Consider the following 17724-nt stretch of genomic DNA (forward strand, 5'->3'; position numbering starts at 1 on the left):
TAAATAACAACGAAATTAAACAATAAAAGATTAGAGCAGTGGACTATGAGTGAACAACAACCAAAATTTGAAATTCGAGATGAAGAACAGCTTTCGGTCGATTTGATTGAAGCACAATATGCTTTAAAAGATAGTCGCGGTAAAAAAAATGCTAAAAGTACGCTCATTTTAATGAGTGGTATCGAACTGGCCGGAAAAGGTGAGGCTGTTAAACAGCTTCGAGAATGGTTAGATCCGAGATATCTAAGGGTAAAAGCAGATGCACCGCGTGTGCTGACAGATACAGAAGCTTTTTGGCAGTCATATTCAGAGTTTATTCCGACTGAAGGCCAAATTGTGGTGATGTTTGGCAATTGGTATAGCGACTTGTTGGTTACCGCGACGCATGTGTCAGAGCCTTTGGATGAGGCACGTTTTGATGCATATGTGGAAAATATGCGTTCATTTGAACAAGACCTAAAAAATAATTATGTCGATGTTATTAAAGTCTGGTTTGATCTTTCTTGGAAATCATTGCAAAAACGTTTAGATAAAATAGACCCTTCTGAACAACATTGGCATAAACTCCACGGCCTAGACTGGCGTAATAAAAAACAATATGACACTTTGCAAAAGTTACGCCGCCGCTTCACTGACGATTGGTACATTATTGATGGGGAAGATGAAAAACAGCGCGATCAATTTTTTGCTCAGTATCTTTTACAACATATGCGTCAGCTACCTGAACATGAAAGTGAAGTCAAAGGGAAATGGCAGCAGGCCAAGATTCCCGAGAGTTTATTAAAACCTGCTCAAGAACAGCTTGATAAAGCTGAGTACAAAAAAGAGCTCGATAAACTCAGCAAAAAAATTGCCGATACCATGCGTTTTGATAAACGTAATTTTGTGATTGCTTTTGAAGGAATGGATGCTTCGGGCAAAGGGGGTGCCATTAAGCGCATTGTCAAAAATCTAGACCCACGTGAATATGATATTCATTGTATTGGAGCACCTGAACGTTTCGAAGCAAGGCATCCTTATTTGTGGCGTTTTTGGAACCGCATTAATGAAGCCGAAAAAATTACGATTTTTGACCGTACTTGGTATGGCCGAGTGCTAGTAGAACGTGTTGAAGGTTTTGCGTCACCTTTGGAATGGCAAAGAGCATACGACGAAATTAATCGCTTTGAAAAAGACTTATTTGATAGCCAAACTATTGTGGTAAAAATTTGGCTAGCGATTAGTAAAGATGAGCAAGAACAACGTTTTAAAGCCAGAGAAGAGACACCGCATAAACGCTTTAAAATTACCGCAGAAGACTGGCGTAATCGTGACAAATGGGATGATTATTTAAAAGCAGCAGCAGATATGTTTGAACGAACCAGTACCGAATATGCTCCTTGGCATATTGTTGCCACTGATGATAAATATACTGCGCGTTTAGAAGTGTTAAGAGCGATTTTAAAACAGTTAAAGGCAGACTAACGTCTCCTTTAACTGTTTGAATATTATTGAACTGTTGGTTGTACAAATTGATCCTCAATTGAAGAGGATTTTGTAGCAAGAGTTTGTCGATTGCGAAATACAATAAGCGTTGCAATCAAACTGATGATTGCGGCAAACATTAACCAGAAAGCAGGCATACTTTTGCTGCCAGATTCTTGTACAAGATATGTGGCAATCATAGGTGTTAACCCACCAAATATAGAAGTGGCAAGACTATACGCTACAGAAAAACCAGCAATTCTTACAGAGCTTGGCATCATTTCAGTTAGGGAAACGACCAATGCGCCGTTATAGAAACTATAGAGCAGAGATAGCCATAGTAGTGAAAGTAACATGTGTGCCAAACTAATGTTTTGAGTTAGCCAACTTAATAAAGGATAGGCACTTACAAAAATTAAAATGGTTGTGGTGATTAATAATGGCTTTCGGCCAATTTTATCTGATAAATAACCACCTATAGGTAATAAAATAAAATTACTTGCTCCCACCATCACTGTTGCAAATAAGCTTTCTGTGCTTGTTAAGTGTAGGACTTCTTTTCCATAAGTTGGGGTGTAAACTGTAATGAAATAGAACATGGTTGTAGTTGTTGCAACCATACACATTCCAACGACTACAATTTTCCAATTCGCTGCAAGCGTTGACATAATTTGTTTAGTTGTTGGATGCTCTTTTCGAGAGGCAAAAGCTTCGGTTTCGGCTAAAGATTTACGTAACCAGAATATAAACGGAATAATTGCACAACCGACAAAAAATGGAATACGCCAAGCCCAAGCATCAACTTGTGCTTTCGTAAAGGCTAGACTGACTAAATAGCCTAATGTGGCAGCAAAAATTACAGCAACTTGTTGGCTGGCAGATTGCCAACTGGTAATAAAACCACGGTTATGTGGTTCCGCAATTTCAGATAAGTAAACCGAAACACCACCTAACTCAACGCCAGCTGAAAAACCTTGGGCTAAACGGCCAACAAATATTAAGACAGTGGCTGCAAAGCCGATAGTGGCATATCCAGGTGTTAGTGCAATTAACAATGAGCCAATTGCCATAATACTTAAGGTGACCATCAGTCCTTTCCGGCGTCCAATTCGATCGACATATGGACCTAAGACGAGTGCGCCAATTGGACGCATTAAAAAACTAACGGCAAATACCAAAAAAGTTTTCATTAGTGCGCCATAGCTGCTATCAGAATGGAAAAAAGTTTCACCTATCGCTTTTGCATACAGACCGAAGAGAAAAAAGTCATATTGTTCTAGGAAGTTGCCACTGGTCACATTAAAAATGGCACGTAAACGGGATGTTGATTGTCCATATTCCACAATGGCTCTCCGTATTTCATTTGGCATTGTAAACTGAATAATAGACTTTTAAACTTTAGTAAAACTTAAAAAAATAAGTGAAGATTAAAGTTTTTAATATATCTTTTGTTTTATTGTGTAAATTTTAAAAGTAAAAAATAAGGCACAGTCATGTGCCTTAAAATTATGATAGGACTATATTAATGCTCAAGTACTGTTGAGTTGCGTCCTTTTTGTTGGATACGTTTAGCAAGATTGTAGCTGTCATTTAAGTGAGTTTGGGCTATTTTTTTCATCATAAAATAACCTAAACTTGCTGCAACAATTTGTCCGCCTAACGGAATAAATTTCGTCACTTGTTTCGTTACGATTTTGCCAAAGAAACCGTTAAAAGTTTTTTTAACGGTTGTACGCGCGACCACAAAACCTGAAAATTGAAAGCCACGTTTACGCAATTCATCCCAATGAATGGTTTTTGTTTTTGGATCATAGACGCTGACATGTTCAGGCGCTAAACCAAAACGGGAATTAATATCGGGAATAAGCTGTGACAAAATTCCCAAATCTACTACCACGTCAAAAAAAGGAATGGGTACAATTGCTGCACCAGCAGAGACGTAAGCTCTTTTTTGAATGAGATCGTGGCACTCATCGCGAATTTGTTCCAGATTTAGGCTAGGATCAATATAGTCAGGAATGTTATCAATTTTCATAATGTTTTACCTGTAATGTGTTCCTTAAAGGTGCCTTGCCAACATAAGGTAAGTGACACCTAAAATGAGATTATGCTGTGTTTAAACCAACGTGACATAGTCAGATTCAGTTGTATAGTAATGAATGTTTATGATTTTGTGCATAAATTATGCGAGTAGGATATGAAATAAATGGGCATCCATGTTATTCAAAGTCAACGTATTGATGTGTTGTTGCAGGGCGTACTAGCATCTACGTCCCAACCTTCAACGCATCCATTACAGGTTTTGAAAGCCCAGCATTTTATTGTGCCAAGTCCTGCCATAGAGCAATGGCTGATACAAAAACTTGCAGAACAGCAAGGAATGAGCGCCAATTACCAGTTCCACCAACGTGTGCGCGGGTTTCAGTGGTATGCCTATCAACAGGTCCTCACAGCACATAAGGAACAGGTTCGTAAAGCGAATATTCCACGCTTGATTTTTAAATGGCGTGTACATCAAGCCTTACAGGAATTTATTCAGCCTGATGTCATGAGCATAGATAGCTCTCATCCACTGCATTCTATTGTTCAACGTATTTATGACAGCGCAGATCGACTCGAACAAGGGATTGAGAAGCAGCTAAAAAAACAAAAAATGTTGTATTGGGTTGCCGAGCAGGTTGCCGATTTATTTAGTAACTACATGGTCTATCGGGGACAGTGCCAGCGGGGTTGTGAAAATACCTGTACTTGTCCAAATAACTGGTTAGCAGCGTGGGGTCAAGGTCGATCACTTGATATCGAAAAGTATATTGCGAAGAAAGATAAAGAAGTTTCGGCATTTACTTTACAGCAAACACAAGAGTTAGAGCGTTGGCAGCGCTGGTTATGGCAGCAGCATTTTCATGATGATTTTATGCAAATGCAGCAAATTGATGAGTTGTTTTGGCAAGAGTTAGAGCATCCTGAGCGCCAGAAGAAGGCATTGGCTCGTTTGCCGGAGCAAATAGTCATTTTTACTTTGCTAGACTTACCGCCTAGCCAGCTTCAGTTTTTGCGCCGTTTAGGGCAATACATTGATGTGTTGATTTTGCACTATAACCCTTCGCAAGAATATTGGGCCGATAGTGTCGACCCACTCTGGAAACAGCGCTATGACTTAGGGGTAAAAGAGCGTTTTATAGCAAAGAATCCCCAAGCGACCGATGCGGAAATTGCCGATTTTTTTAATAAATTTACGCTTAACTTTAATGCTGAGGCGCGTGAGTCAAGACATCCACTATTAACCAGATTAGGGAAACAAGCCCGCGACCACTTCTCCTTACTCTCAAACTTGTCTACAGGTGAAGAGGGTAAGTGGGTGGATGCCTTTGTAGATGATTTTCCTGAAAGTTTACTTGGTAAAGTTCAGTCAGATATTTTGCACTTGGTGGAGCCCCAAGCCAAGCAATATGAGCTTGCCCCTAACGATGACTCAATTCAGATTCATGTTTGCCACTCGACATTACGGCAACTTGAAGTATTGAAAGAACAATTGATTGGCTGGTTGGCAAAACCGCACGAACAGCCGCGTCGTCCAAATGATATTTTGGTTTTGGTTCCTAATTTGGCTGAGGTAGAGCCTTTAATACGAAGTGTTTTTCCTGCTACAGCGACTGAGCAAGGCGTGCATTTGCCTGTCAAAATAGCAGGTGTTGCCTCACTTGATGCACTCAATGCATGGCGTGCCGTAATTGGCCGAATTAACCTCATGCAAGGGCGATTTGGCTTTGATGACTTTGCTGACTGGCTTGGTTTGCATGCGACACAGCAGCGTTATGCACTTGAATATGCTCAAGTAGAACGAATTTTAAACTTACTTGCCGATGCAGGGTTTAAACGTGGGCTTGATGCAGAGCATCTGAAACGTAGCTTATGTGACGGCGATGATGATTATCGATATAGCTTTAAATTTGCTTTAGAGCGGTTAGCGCTCGGTATAGCAATTCCTGAACACGCTACATTTAATCAGGTGCTGAGTTACGCTAAGGTCCAACCGAGTGATTTTGAGCTTATTGGTACGCTCATTCAGATTTATCAAGATTTAAATGAACGCCGTGACTGGCTCATTATGCATGAGCAGAAAAAGAGTTATACGGTGGAATACTGGCTACAAATACTCTCGCAAGATATTATCGAGTTTGAGCAGGCCGGTGTGGCTGCTTTAAAAACTGCGCGGGAAATTGTAAAAAAACAAGAGCGTATGTTAACGCTTGCAAGCTACTATGCCGAGACAGAAACAGGCGCCTTACGTAAAATCACCTTGCCTTTGCCTTATATTCTGGATGAGATTCAGCGAACTTTAGAAAATCAGACAGCCCAAGCTGAACCGACCGGACAGATTACCTTTGCCCAGATTGGACAAATTCGTCCTTTGCCTTATCGCTTAATTGTGATGTTGAACCTTGATGCAGGGCAGTTTCCAAACCGTGATACCCACGTGCCATTTGATTTGATGGATGCATTACGTCAACAACTAGGTGACCGTTCCCGTCTTGAGGATGATCAAGGTGCTTTCTTGGATGCCTTACTTTTAGCTCAAGAAAACTTATGGCTGTTTTATAACGGTTTTGATGTTAATGACGGTGAGGTGAGAGATCCTTCTAGTATTCTTCAAGAGTTCCGTGAGCATCTTGCGCTTATTGTAAAACCGGAGCCAAATGCACCTGACCGTGAAGTGATTGAAGGCATTGAAATTCCGTCTCAATTAAAACAGCTCTATCACTTACATTATTTACAGCCGTTTGACCCGAAGGGTTTTATGGCCGAGAAAAGTTATATTCGCTACCAAGATCACTGGTTTAATGTGGCGATGCAAATTCAGCAAGCTTCTGGTGTTCTTAAGCCTTGGGCAAATACATCTTATCCTTTAGAAATACCTGACATGCTGGTTTTAGACAGCCATCAGTGGATACAAGATGTGACTTTCCCGGCACGTCTATATTTAAAAACTTTAGGCGTAGAAAACTTGGGAAGTGTTGGGGAGCTAGATCAGAATGAACCTCTGCTTTTAGATGGTTTGGGCCGCTATACCATTCGACATTTTTTGCAACAAAATGAACAGCAGGCACAGCCAGAAGCTCTACTTGATCAGTTGCCTGTAGGCAAAGTTCAATACAGCGCATGGCAACAGGGCATTTTTGAACAGGAGTGTTTGCTTGAGCGTCTTCATCATTATGCGCCAGCCGTGACACAAACGACTCAGCGTGTGTGGCGAATTGCCAAACAGCTACATATGAATATTAAGGTGCCAAAATCTGAAACTCAGGATTGGGTCAGCATGGAAGCATCAAGTGCTCGGGCAAAAAGACGTGCAAAAGTCTGGTTAGAGTACCTGCTTTGGTTGGCCTATTTAAATGAAGGAAGTGCAGGAGCTGAAAGACGCCGTATTGTGGTTTTTAGTGATCAAACCGTCATCTGTAAAGGTATTAGTTCGGAGCAAGCTCGGCAGTATTTACAGCCTTGGTTTAAAATCTGGCGTTATGCTCAACAGCAGCCGCTCGTGTTACCAGCAGCTTTATTATTAAAACCACTTGAAAAAGCTAAGGCATATCAGTGGGAAACAACAAATCCGACAGAAAAAATAAAACTCGATGAGAAGAGCTATGCGGAGCTGTTAAAATACTGGAATGAAACGGGGACATTTACCTCTATCGATATGACACAAAATGAAGCGTGCAAGTTACATCAAGATTGGCGTTTCATTTTGCAAGAACAAGATGCACAAGCATTACTTCAACATGCTTGTGATGAGTTTGCTTATGACCTGTATCATCCGGTTTTTCAATTTCAACATTCGGAGTAAGACATGAACTCAAGAGTACAGGTGTCTTATCAACCTATTATTGATATTGAATTTAGTGGACTGCATTTAATTGAGGCTTCGGCGGGTACCGGGAAAACCTATACACTGTCGAGTTTAATGGTCCGTATTTTTCTTGAGAAATATTTACCGGGCCAAGTCATTGCAACAACATTCACCCGTGCTGCCGCTGCCGAGTTAAAAAGCCGAATTCGTGCGCGTTTGGTCGAAACCTACCGTTACTTAGATGCCAAGCGGAGCTTGACTGAAAAAGAGATCCTTTTACAGGCCGAGCAAGAATCTGACTTATTACTGCAACATGTTCTAAAGCATTTTGCGACACGTATTGCCTATGCCTGTGAGCGCTTAAAGCTTGTTATTGATCAGCTAGATGAGCTATTTGTCGGAACACTCGATAGCTTTAGCCAAAAACTATTACGTGAGTTTGCCTTTGAAAGTGGCAAAATTGAACGTGCTCAAATTACCGATGATGCCAAAACCTATAGCCGACAACTGATTCATGATGTTTTACGTGAATGGATACAGTCTCAGCCTCAAACTGTAATTGATGCATTGTATCTGGCAGGTGAGTTAAAAAGTGTCGACAGTTTTGTCAAACTGGTCGAAGACTCACTGAATTTTAGTTCGGCTCATTTTAAACTTCCCGAAAAGCCTACCATTCAGTTTGAACAGCTTGCTCAGCTCAAACAGTTGGCAGCAGAAATTGATATCAGTCTTCTAGAACCGTATTACTTGCTTGATGGCGAACACTATAAACATGTAAGCGGCACAATATTTCGTAATGGAGCATTTAATAAGTTATTTAGTGAATGTTTGCCACAGTTATTACAGGTTTTAAAGCAAAGCGACAGTATTTTAGTTTTTGATGGGTCTTTAGCGGTACAACGCGAACTCATTTTTAAGTTTTTAGGCCAGCTTGCCGATCAGAAAGTTTTCAAGAAATGTCCTGCCGAAATTTCGGATGGATTTTATCAGCATCCTTGTATTCAGCAGATTCAGCAGTTATTTGGTGTACTGAAAAACTATGCTGAACAGTTCGATCAGCTTCATATTTATTTAAAAGCCTATTTGTGTGTAGAGGTTAAAAAACGTTTACCACAGGTTTTACAAAACAAGGGCGAGACGACTTTTTCTCAGCAAATTCGCACTTTGTCAGAAGCTTTAAAGGGCGAGCAGGGGCAACGTTTCGCCGTATTTGTGCAAGCTCGATACCCCTTAATTTTGGTCGATGAGTTTCAAGACACCAACCAAGACCAAGATGACATGCTCGCCAGCATTTGGCGTCATCCAGAACGTTACCAAAAAGGTTGCATGATTATGGTGGGTGACCGTAAGCAGGCAATTTACGGTTTTCGTGGTGGGGATATGCTCACCTTTTTAAATGCCTACAAAGATATTCAGGCAAAGCATGGCCGTGAATATAAGTTAATTCATAACCACCGTTCAGTCGCTGACTTGGTTGAAGTGGTTGATGCGTTATTTCAAAGGCAAATTGACTTTGGTGAACAGGTTCAATATGACCCGATTCGGGCAGGGACTCGACCTCATCCAGTTTTAATCGATCAAAACCAGCCTAATCCGCATCCTTTACGTTGGCTTATGCTAAAAGACAAGGAAACGGAAGCACAGCAAGTCGCGTGGAAAATACGTGATTTACTCAATCAGTCACATGCAGGACAACTTTATTTTCAAAAAGATGCCCAGACTCAAATCTTAAATGAAGACGATATTGCAGTCTTGTCGCGTAATCATGATGGTCTTGATAAAGTTCAATTTGAATTAGAACGTTTAGGAATACGAGTTAACCGGCCATCAAAACGAAGCGTTTTTGATTGCACAATTGCTCAGGATGTTGGGGCCTTACTCACAGCGATACTCCATCCTTACGATGAGGCCAAAGTGAAACGAGCTTTGATTAGTCGTTTATTTGCTATGGACCTTAAACAGCTATTGCAACTCGAACAAACGGCCGAAGGTTTAAGCCAGTTTATGACTGGTTTTGATGCTATTCGTGAGCTTTGGTCAGCTCAGGGCTTTTTAGTAGCATGGCAGCAATGTTTAAACCAATTTGGCATTTGGAAAAATCTGGTTGCTGTCCAGAGTAAAGATAATGAGCGGGTTGTGGTGAACTTGCGTCATTTGACCGAAATTTTGAGCCAACATAGCGAGAAATATCAGGGTGCGCAAAATCTCTATCATTGGTATCTCAAGCAACTACAGTCACCGCTTGACCGTGAATGGGAGTTAGAACGTAGGTTGTCGAGTGAAGCTGGCGTACAGCTCATGACCATTCACCAGTCAAAAGGTCTTGAGTTTAAAATTGTCTTTTTGCTCGGGGCCGACAAGCCATTTCGGGAAAATAACAAGACACTTAACTTCTCGACCCAAGATATAACGGTTCCAGAGTCGGCTCAAACTCTAACACAACGTGTCGTTGCGATTGCCGATAAAACATATTTAAACGAAACCGAGCTGAAGCAGCATGAAGAACGGGCTTTAGCGGAACAAAATCGTCTATGGTACGTTGCTTTAACCCGGGCAAGTCATCGTGTTTATGCGCTCTTACAAGATACGGATGGCAAGTCTGTTTCAGGTTTGGCATTTTGGAAAAACAGAGCTGAACCATTCCAGCACCGTTGTTGTACCGATGAAATAATTTTGGAGCAACCACCTGCTGCAAGGCATTTAAATCAAAACATCAATATTATTGAGATACAGGCACAGCATTTTCCTGATCAGCGCTTTTATTCAAGAGGCAAAACCAGTTTTAGTTATCTGGCACAGCATTTAAGACATAAAGTAGGTACAGATTTACTTGCGAGCCAGAGCCATGAAGCTGTTTTAGCCGAGGATGAACTCGATCAGGTTATTTCTGTTGAGGCGCCCGCAGCACAGCCAATTAGCTGGATCAAAAGCAATTTTCCGAGAGGGACGCTCGCAGGTAATTTCTTACATGAAATTTTTGAACATATTGATTTTCAATGTTCAGATGAGTGGGTAAGTGAAATACGCCGTCGTTTTAAAAATGACTACAGTAGTTTGTGGCAAGATTTATTAATCAAATACCAAGAAAGCTTTCCCGAAGAACAAGAAGCGGAATATTCGCTTTATCACGCTGTGGCCGAATGGTTGCAAGAGATTCTAAGTACGCCGTTATATCAAGGTTTTCGTTTAAATCAGTTACAGCCAGAGCACTATTTATCAGAGTGTCCTTTTTATTTAGCACTGTCAGATCGTGTGCTAGCCATGAAACGTATTCATCAACTTTTTGCTGAATATGGTATGGAAATGCCAGAGTTATTAGAGGCTCGTTCTGCTCGCTATTTAAATGGTTCGATAGACTTGGTTTATTTTGATGGGCAGCGTTATCACATTGCTGACTATAAGAGTAACTACTTAGGTGAAAACCTTGCCGATTACAGTGTAGAAAGCATTGCACAAAGTATGTCTTTAGCCAGCTATTGGCTACAAGCAGGCCTGTATTTGGTTGCGTTACATCGTTATTTAAAAGTCAAAATGCAGAATTATGATATTGAACAACACTTAGGTGGGGCAACTTATCTTTACTTACGCGGTATGAATGGCGAAGCTGAGCAAGGCTATTATTATTGGCAGCCAAGTACAGAATTTGTTCTACGCCTTGATGCTATTTTAGGGTACTTTGCTGAGGATAAAATTGCATAAAAAATGCTGATAAATGATCTAATTTTAGAATTAACAAATACTTGGGGTGTGGATAAGCCTGTCTATAACCATGTGGACAAGCGTGTGGAAAACTAGGTGGATAAGTGTGTGGACAATCTAAATAGCCCTGAACAAAGCGATTTAAGCTGGTTAATGACTTGGAGTACCTTTCTAAATCAAGCCCCGTTTACTGCACAGACACAAGCTCCAGAGGCAGCTTATTTTTTGCAGCAGCTGATTGAAGCGAGCTTGCAGGGTGACAGTTGTATTGAGATTAGCCCAGAGCAAATAGAAACACTTGGCCAACTGGTGATATCTGCTGAACAAGCAAAGTCTCAAGTTGCTCCTTGTGTCCACGACGGGCAGGGGTTGGCATTATACCGATATTGGAACCTAGAGCAACGTCTAGCTGAGCAAATTCGCCGATTAAAGCAACAACCAATTCAACCTGTTTCATGTGAAGAGCATTTAGACTTATTAACTGATCCTCATCAGCAAGCTGCTTTGCAAATGGTGACTCGGCAGAGCTTAAGTATTATTACAGGTGGACCGGGTACAGGTAAGACCTATACGCTCGCTCGTATTATTGCTGTGCTTAGTCAGGCAATTCCGCATATTCGTGTGGCGATGGCTGCTCCGACGGGTAAAGCTGCACAACGTATGCAAGAAGCCTTACAAAACTCGTTTAATGATCCCAAACTGCTTGAGTCGGGATTAATAAGTGATGAGCTAAGAAACCAAAGTACCCAAACTATCCATCGGTTATTAGGTATGGGGCATAGTCAAACTCCACGGTTTAATCAAAAACAGCCGTTGCCTTATGACGTTATTGTGGTGGATGAAGCCTCTATGCTGGATTTAAATCTGGCAACGTTATTATTTGAAGCTGTTCCTGAGTCGTGTCGAATTATTTTATTAGGTGATGCCAACCAGCTTGCTTCTGTAGATGTTGGAGCAGTACTTGCAGATTTACAGCAAATAGAGGCTTTATCTGAAAACCGTGTTCACCTTCAAACCAGCCGTCGTTTTGCAGAAGGTGCTTTGATTGGTCAGGTTGCTCGATTTATTCAAATGCAAACTAGTCAAATCAACCATGAGCAAGTTTTACAACAATTTGAAATTGATATTGTTCAGGTTTCAGAATTACGCTCAATTCCTTTAGAAGCTGATATGCCCGATGTAGTTCAGCTTGAATATTTACCTGAAGGATCATTTACAGAGCTGGAAGCTTACTATCAAAAATTGATGGTGGGCTTTCAAGGCTATGTGCAAAGCCTAAAAGCTTATTTACAAGATGATCGATCACTTGAGCATATTGAAAATATCGTTAAGTCATTCGATGACTACCGTATTTTAACGGCAGTTCGTCATGGGCCATTTGGCTTGCAGCAACTTAATCAATATGCCGAACGCTGGTTACAACAACAGCTAGGTATTGTGACTTTAGGAGGATGGTATGTAGGCCGTCCGGTCATGATGACTTATAACGATTACCAGCTTGGTATTTCAAATGGTGACATTGGTTTATGTTTTGAACATAGAACCCAGCCGCAACAGTTTGAAGTCTATTTCCCAAGTTTAAATAAGTGGGTTGCTGCAAACCGATTACCTAAAAGTATTCAAAGTGCATTTGCTTTAACCATTCACAAATCGCAAGGGTCTGAATTTACACATACTGCTGTTGTTCTCGATCAGGCCGCTAAGAATTTGTTAAGCCAAGAGTTAATTTACACTGCGATTACACGAGCGAAAAAAGTGGTCAGTCTGTTGGTTCATCCAGAGGCTTTATTGCAATCTTTTACAGTTCGTACGACCAGAAAAAGCGGTTTAGTTGAAAAAGTTAATCGGTTAGTTCGTTAAGGCAAACTTAATATTTTTACCCTTGTAAGAAAAAGCTTACATGGATTCGAGATATTTGCTGCTAGAGAACATACCCTGTTTTTGAGATTATAAACGCACAACGAGCTTGGCAAGGAATGTCGGGCAAAATCGCACAATAATAACAACTTAAGTCGAGAGACTGCGAACTTACAATGAAGTAGGTGAATAAAGAGGAAACTTACAGCCGCTAAGCCTTGTAGTTTTGGGAGAGACTACAGGGCTTTTTTATATTTTGAGTTTTTATCACGTTAAATAAATTAAATAACCCCTTGTTTGCGTCGTGCTATTTCTTATTCTGATTATCAATAATTTAACTCAAGCATATTAATATATTTATTTGTAATATGATTCTTAAATGGGCATTTTTCGCGTGAATTGTTAAGTTAAATGTTATACAGAACCGTACGTTATTTAGCTGTTACAGATAAACGCTAAATATTAGACAGACCTGTACGTTTTCGCTTACATGATGATAAGAAAAATACTACTTTTCTTCATAATTGGATATGACAAAATACATCACATAAGGAAATAGAAATAAAAACAACGGAAGTGAGTAAAACGAGAAGAAGGATGTGGAAAGCATCTCACACATAACAATAAGAACAGCGATAAACACGATAAACAAGAACTACAGCGCCAAAAACCCAAGCAGAAATGCTTGGGTTTTTTATTTTAGCGCTAAGTTATTACGATTTAGACTAGATCTGTTTCATGTGAATCGCTACCAAACAATGAGCGACGCTGATCTCTAGGAATTCGTGGGCATTGGCTAGAAATTTGATAGAGCAAGCTGGCTAGAGCTGGAAGGTGAGTGCCTACTACGGACTTTCCAGTGGTTAACAGTGAAACGCTAATATCTCGCTCTGGGTCGGCCCAACATAAAATATTAGAAAAGCCGAGATGACCAAAAGCTTGTCCAGTCATTGGACCAAATAAACCTACTGGATTGCTACCGAGCATGGGACCTAGTGCATAACGCATAGGTATTAATAAGGTTCGGTCAATGTTAACTCCTGTGGTCGGTAGAGTTGCTCTAAAAATTGTTTTCTCACTTAAAATTTGTTTGCCTTGGTAACTTCCTCCACTTAAAAGCATTTCAAAGAAGCGTCCAGCGTGTTCGGCACTGGTATAAATATTGCCAGCAGGGCAGATGGTATCCATAAAGCGGCTATCATTAGTTACATCTACAGCGAGTTGTAAGCCGCCACCTAGTACATGATTTAAATAATGATCTGTTCCTAAGCGAGGATGTAAACCTGTTGCACAATTGAGTGCAACTTTGGAGCGATACTCTGGCTTCAAACCATAGTTGAAATAAGGCATGTCCATCGGCTTCTCGATGGTCTCATGCACAAATTGGCGAAGGTCTTGCCCTGTGACTCGCTCAATAATTTCACCTAAAATATAACCTGCCGTTACTGCATGATAGGCGAGGTGATTTCCTGCTGGAGAAACAGGTCTTGCTGCATATAGGCGCTTTAAAATTTCATCTTTATCAAAAAGCAGTTCAGGAGTGACTTCTCCATCAACATAAGGAATGCCTCCCCGATGTGCTAACAAATGAAAGATGGTCGCACGGCGCTTCCCATTTACACCATATTCAGGAATGTAATAACTGACGGGGTCAAGTAAGTTGATTTCACCTTTTTCATCTAAAAGATGAATCAACATAGCAGTAATCATTTTGGATGCTGAAAATAAGCAAACAGGAGTATCCGGCGTTGCGATGAGGGCATTATTTTGCAAACCTTCTGGAGAGTTCCCTTGAGCATAGCCAATGCTTCGATTTAATAAAATTTTCCCTTGTCTACGTAAACAAAAAGTAATGAGCGGATAGTTCCCGGTTTTATAGAGCGACTCAATACTCTTCCAGATCTTTTGAACCTGACGTTCACTCATTCCACCTTGTTCAGTAGGTACCTCATCTTTGTGATGAATGACCGATCCAATATCGTCTGGTACTGGACAGGTGTTGGTCGAAAATATTTTCACACGTCCCTCGCGTTTCTTTCTTTTTATTGACGGTCAAGTGTGCAGGGTTCGGATGCGTATGTCAGTGTCTAAAATGACAGGTAACTGAAAACAATTTTGCAATCCATATATAGATACCTTAAAATAGGCAACTTGCTGTAGTGATGCACGGCAGTCAGTTGCGCTCAACTGATTCATATCATTTTATTTTTTAAGCATCTCGGAGAAATCGAATGGCTTTAACTAATGCAGACCGCGCAGAGATCATTGCTAAATTTGCTCGCGCTGAAAACGACACTGGTTCACCAGAAGTACAAGTAGCTTTATTGACTGCTCAAATCAATGATTTACAAGGTCACTTTAAAGCTCACAAACACGACCACCATAGCCGTCGCGGTTTGATCCGTATGGTTAACCAACGTCGTAAATTACTTGACTACTTAAATGGTAAAGACCACGAGCGTTACACTGCTTTGATCGGTGCTTTAGGTCTACGTCGTTAATTCGATTTTGCTTTGTTTTCGGTTTATCGCATGTTGCTATGCTTTGTTTCTGGAAAGAAAGTTTCGCCTAATCAACCGTTAGGCGATTTATAGAAGGGGCGCTTGTGCGCTCCTTCTTTGCGTTTAATATTATTTAAAATTTTTGGTCTAGTGTGATGGCTTCTAAGCTTTGTCATTTATCTACCAATAGTTGTAGTCTGAATGCCAAACCTTAGGGGTCTCACTAGAATAAAATTAGGAAAATACAATACATGTCAATGTTTAACATCGTTCGTAAAGAATTCCAGTTCGGTCAACATCAAGTCGTTTTAGAAACGGGTCGCGTTGCACGTCAAGCAAATACAGTTTTAATTACAATGGGCGGCGTAACTGTTTTAGTTGCAGTTGTTGCTCAATCTAAAGCAAAAGCGGGTCAAGACTTTTTCCCGTTAACAGTTAACTATCAAGAAAAACAATATGCAGCTGGTCGTATCCCTGGTGGTTACGGTAAGCGTGAAGGTCGTGCTTCTGAAGCTGAAACTTTAATTTCACGTCTTATTGACCGTCCAATTCGTCCATTGTTCCCAGAAGGTTACTTCAACGAAATTCAAGTAACAGCAACAGTTGTTTCTTCTGACAAAACTATGGAAGCTGATATTGCTGCAATGTTAGGTACTTCTGCTGCATTAGCAATTGCAGGTACACCATTCCGTGGCCCAATCGGTGCAGCACGTGTTGGTTTAATTAACGGTGAATATGTTTTAAACCCGAATTTTGAACAAATGGCTCAGTCTGACCTTGACCTTGTGGTTGCTGGTACAGAAGCGGCTGTATTAATGGTTGAATCTGAAGCAAAAGAACTTTCAGAAGACCAAATGCTTGGTGCTGTGCTTTTCGGTCATGACGAAATGCAAATCGCGATTCAAGCAATTAAAGAATTTGCTGCTGCTGCCGGTGCAGTGGAATCAACTTGGGTTGCTCCAGCTAAAAATGAAACACTTCGTGAGCAATTAAAAGCAGCTTTCGAAGCTAAAATTTCTGAAGCGTATACGATTGCGGTTAAACAAGATCGTTATGCAGCATTAGATGCACTTTATGCAGAAGCTGTAGCTCAGTTCGTTCCTGAAAATGACGAAACTGGTCTTGCTGAAGAAGTAAACGAATTATTTGAAGACCTTAAATACCGTACAGTACGTGACAACATCTTGTCAGGTAAGCCGCGTATTGATGGTCGTGATACTAAAACTGTTCGTGCGATCGACGTTCAAGTTGGCGTATTAGACCGTGCACACGGTTCTGCATTATTTACACGTGGTGAAACTCAAGCGTTAGTAACAACAACTTTGGGTAATACTCGTGATGCGTTAATGGTTGATACGCTTTCTGGTACTAAAACTGACAACTTCATGTTGCACTACAACTTCCCTGCATACTCTGTAGGTGAAACAGGTCGTGAATCTGGCCCTAAACGTCGTGAAATTGGTCATGGTCGTTTAGCACGTCGTGGTGTTCAAGCTGTTCTTCCTGCTGCTGACCGCTTCCCATACGTTATTCGTATTGTATCTGACATTACTGAATCTAACGGTTCATCTTCAATGGCTTCTGTATGTGGTGCGTCATTATCTCTTATGGATGCAGGTGTTCCACTTAAAGCACCAGTTGCGGGTATCGCAATGGGCTTAGTGAAAGAAGGCGATCGTTTTGCTGTACTTTCTGACATCTTAGGTGACGAAGACCACCTTGGTGATATGGACTTTAAAGTAGCAGGTTCTGCAAACGGTATTACTGCACTTCAAATGGACATCAAGATCGAAGGTATTACTGAAGAAATTATGGAAGTTGCGTTAAACCAAGCATTTGCTGGTCGTATGCACATCCTTAATGAAATGAATAAAGTAATTTCACGCGCTCGTCCTGAAATTTCAATGCATGCTCCAACATTTGAAGTGATTACAATTAATCCGGACAAAATCCGTGACGTAATTGGTAAAGGTGGTGCAACTATCCGTCAAATTACTGAAGAAACTAAAGCTGCTATTGATATTGAAGATAACGGTACAGTTCGCGTATTTGGTGAAACTAAAGCTGCTGCTAAAGCTGCAATTGCAAAAATTCAAGCGATTACTGCTGAAGTTGAACCAGGTAAAATCTACGACGGTAAAGTTATCCGTATTGTAGAATTTGGTGCATTCGTAAACATTATGCCAGGTACTGATGGTCTTCTTCATATTTCGCAAATCTCTAATGAGCGTATTGCGAACGTAACTGATGTTCTTAAAGAAGGTCAGGAAGTGAAAGTACAAGTTGCTGATGTTGACAACCGTGGTCGTATCAAATTGACTATGAAAGATATTGAGCAAGCATAATTGCTTAACTCAC

The 17724-nt window shown here is 40.7% G+C and carries 9 protein-coding genes; 6 read left to right on the top strand and 3 right to left on the bottom strand.

The window, feature by feature from the left end:
- Positions 1 to 45 precede the first annotated feature (45 nt).
- Positions 46 to 1464, top strand: coding sequence for a polyphosphate--AMP phosphotransferase (locus CSB87_RS11460; RefSeq protein ID WP_002157012.1), 1419 nt, complete (start codon positions 46 to 48; stop codon positions 1462 to 1464).
- A gap of 23 nt (positions 1465 to 1487) precedes the next feature.
- Here CSB87_RS11460 and CSB87_RS11465 read toward each other — a convergent pair whose 3' ends face one another.
- Positions 1488 to 2807, bottom strand: a complete 1320-nt coding sequence (locus tag CSB87_RS11465) for an MFS transporter (RefSeq protein WP_031952288.1) — start codon at positions 2805 to 2807, stop codon at positions 1488 to 1490.
- Positions 2808 to 2986: 179 nt separating this feature from the next.
- Positions 2987 to 3499: a hypothetical protein gene (locus CSB87_RS11470; RefSeq protein ID WP_004710796.1), complete on the bottom strand. Its 513-nt coding sequence runs from the start codon at positions 3497 to 3499 to the stop codon at positions 2987 to 2989.
- 171 nt (positions 3500 to 3670) lie between these two features.
- Between CSB87_RS11470 and CSB87_RS11475 the strand changes: the two genes are divergently transcribed.
- From CSB87_RS11475 to recD, 3 genes are all read left to right on the top strand, one after another.
- Positions 3671 to 7306 carry an exodeoxyribonuclease V subunit gamma gene (locus tag CSB87_RS11475; protein ID WP_031952290.1) on the top strand — a complete coding sequence of 1212 codons (3636 nt, stop codon included), beginning with the start codon at positions 3671 to 3673 and terminating at the stop codon, positions 7304 to 7306.
- 3 nt (positions 7307 to 7309) lie between these two features.
- The gene (locus tag CSB87_RS11480) at positions 7310 to 11008 is read left to right on the top strand and encodes a UvrD-helicase domain-containing protein (protein WP_006582261.1); all 3699 of its coding nucleotides are present in this window, start codon (positions 7310 to 7312) and stop codon (positions 11006 to 11008) included.
- A gap of 108 nt (positions 11009 to 11116) precedes the next feature.
- Complete coding sequence (recD, locus tag CSB87_RS11485; protein WP_006580962.1) at positions 11117 to 12868, top strand: exodeoxyribonuclease V subunit alpha; 1752 nt, start codon at positions 11117 to 11119, stop codon at positions 12866 to 12868.
- Between the two features lie 717 nt (positions 12869 to 13585).
- Here recD and CSB87_RS11490 read toward each other — a convergent pair.
- Positions 13586 to 14884, bottom strand: a complete 1299-nt coding sequence (locus tag CSB87_RS11490; RefSeq protein ID WP_006580963.1) for an EstA family serine hydrolase — start codon at positions 14882 to 14884, stop codon at positions 13586 to 13588.
- Between the two features lie 212 nt (positions 14885 to 15096).
- On the opposite strand from CSB87_RS11490, the gene rpsO reads away from it, so the two are divergent.
- Together rpsO and pnp are read left to right on the top strand one after the other, a co-directional pair.
- Positions 15097 to 15366, top strand: coding sequence for a 30S ribosomal protein S15 (gene rpsO / locus CSB87_RS11495; protein WP_001229357.1), 270 nt, complete (start codon positions 15097 to 15099; stop codon positions 15364 to 15366).
- Positions 15367 to 15623: 257 nt separating this feature from the next.
- Positions 15624 to 17711 (top strand): polyribonucleotide nucleotidyltransferase, encoded by a 2088-nt coding sequence (pnp, locus tag CSB87_RS11500; RefSeq protein WP_171057491.1) that lies wholly within the window; start codon positions 15624 to 15626, stop codon positions 17709 to 17711.
- The last annotated feature ends 13 nt before the right edge of the window (positions 17712 to 17724 follow it).

Source organism: Acinetobacter sp. AR_0276 (assembly GCF_003000705.1).
In the GTDB taxonomy this organism is placed as follows: domain Bacteria; phylum Pseudomonadota; class Gammaproteobacteria; order Pseudomonadales; family Moraxellaceae; genus Acinetobacter; species Acinetobacter nosocomialis.

Excerpts from the sequence above, each read along its gene's own strand:
- CSB87_RS11475 (WP_031952290.1), top strand. The coding sequence starts at position 3,671 with ATGGGCATCCATGTTATTCAAAGTCAACGTATTGATGTGTTGTTGCAG.
- rpsO (WP_001229357.1), top strand. The coding sequence starts at position 15,097 with ATGGCTTTAACTAATGCAGACCGCGCAGAGATCATTGCTAAATTTGCT.
- CSB87_RS11480 (WP_006582261.1), top strand. The coding sequence starts at position 7,310 with ATGAACTCAAGAGTACAGGTGTCTTATCAACCTATTATTGATATTGAA.
- pnp (WP_171057491.1), top strand. The coding sequence starts at position 15,624 with ATGTTTAACATCGTTCGTAAAGAATTCCAGTTCGGTCAACATCAAGTC.
- CSB87_RS11470 (WP_004710796.1), bottom strand. The coding sequence starts at position 3,499 with ATGAAAATTGATAACATTCCTGACTATATTGATCCTAGCCTAAATCTG.
- CSB87_RS11460 (WP_002157012.1), top strand. The coding sequence starts at position 46 with ATGAGTGAACAACAACCAAAATTTGAAATTCGAGATGAAGAACAGCTT.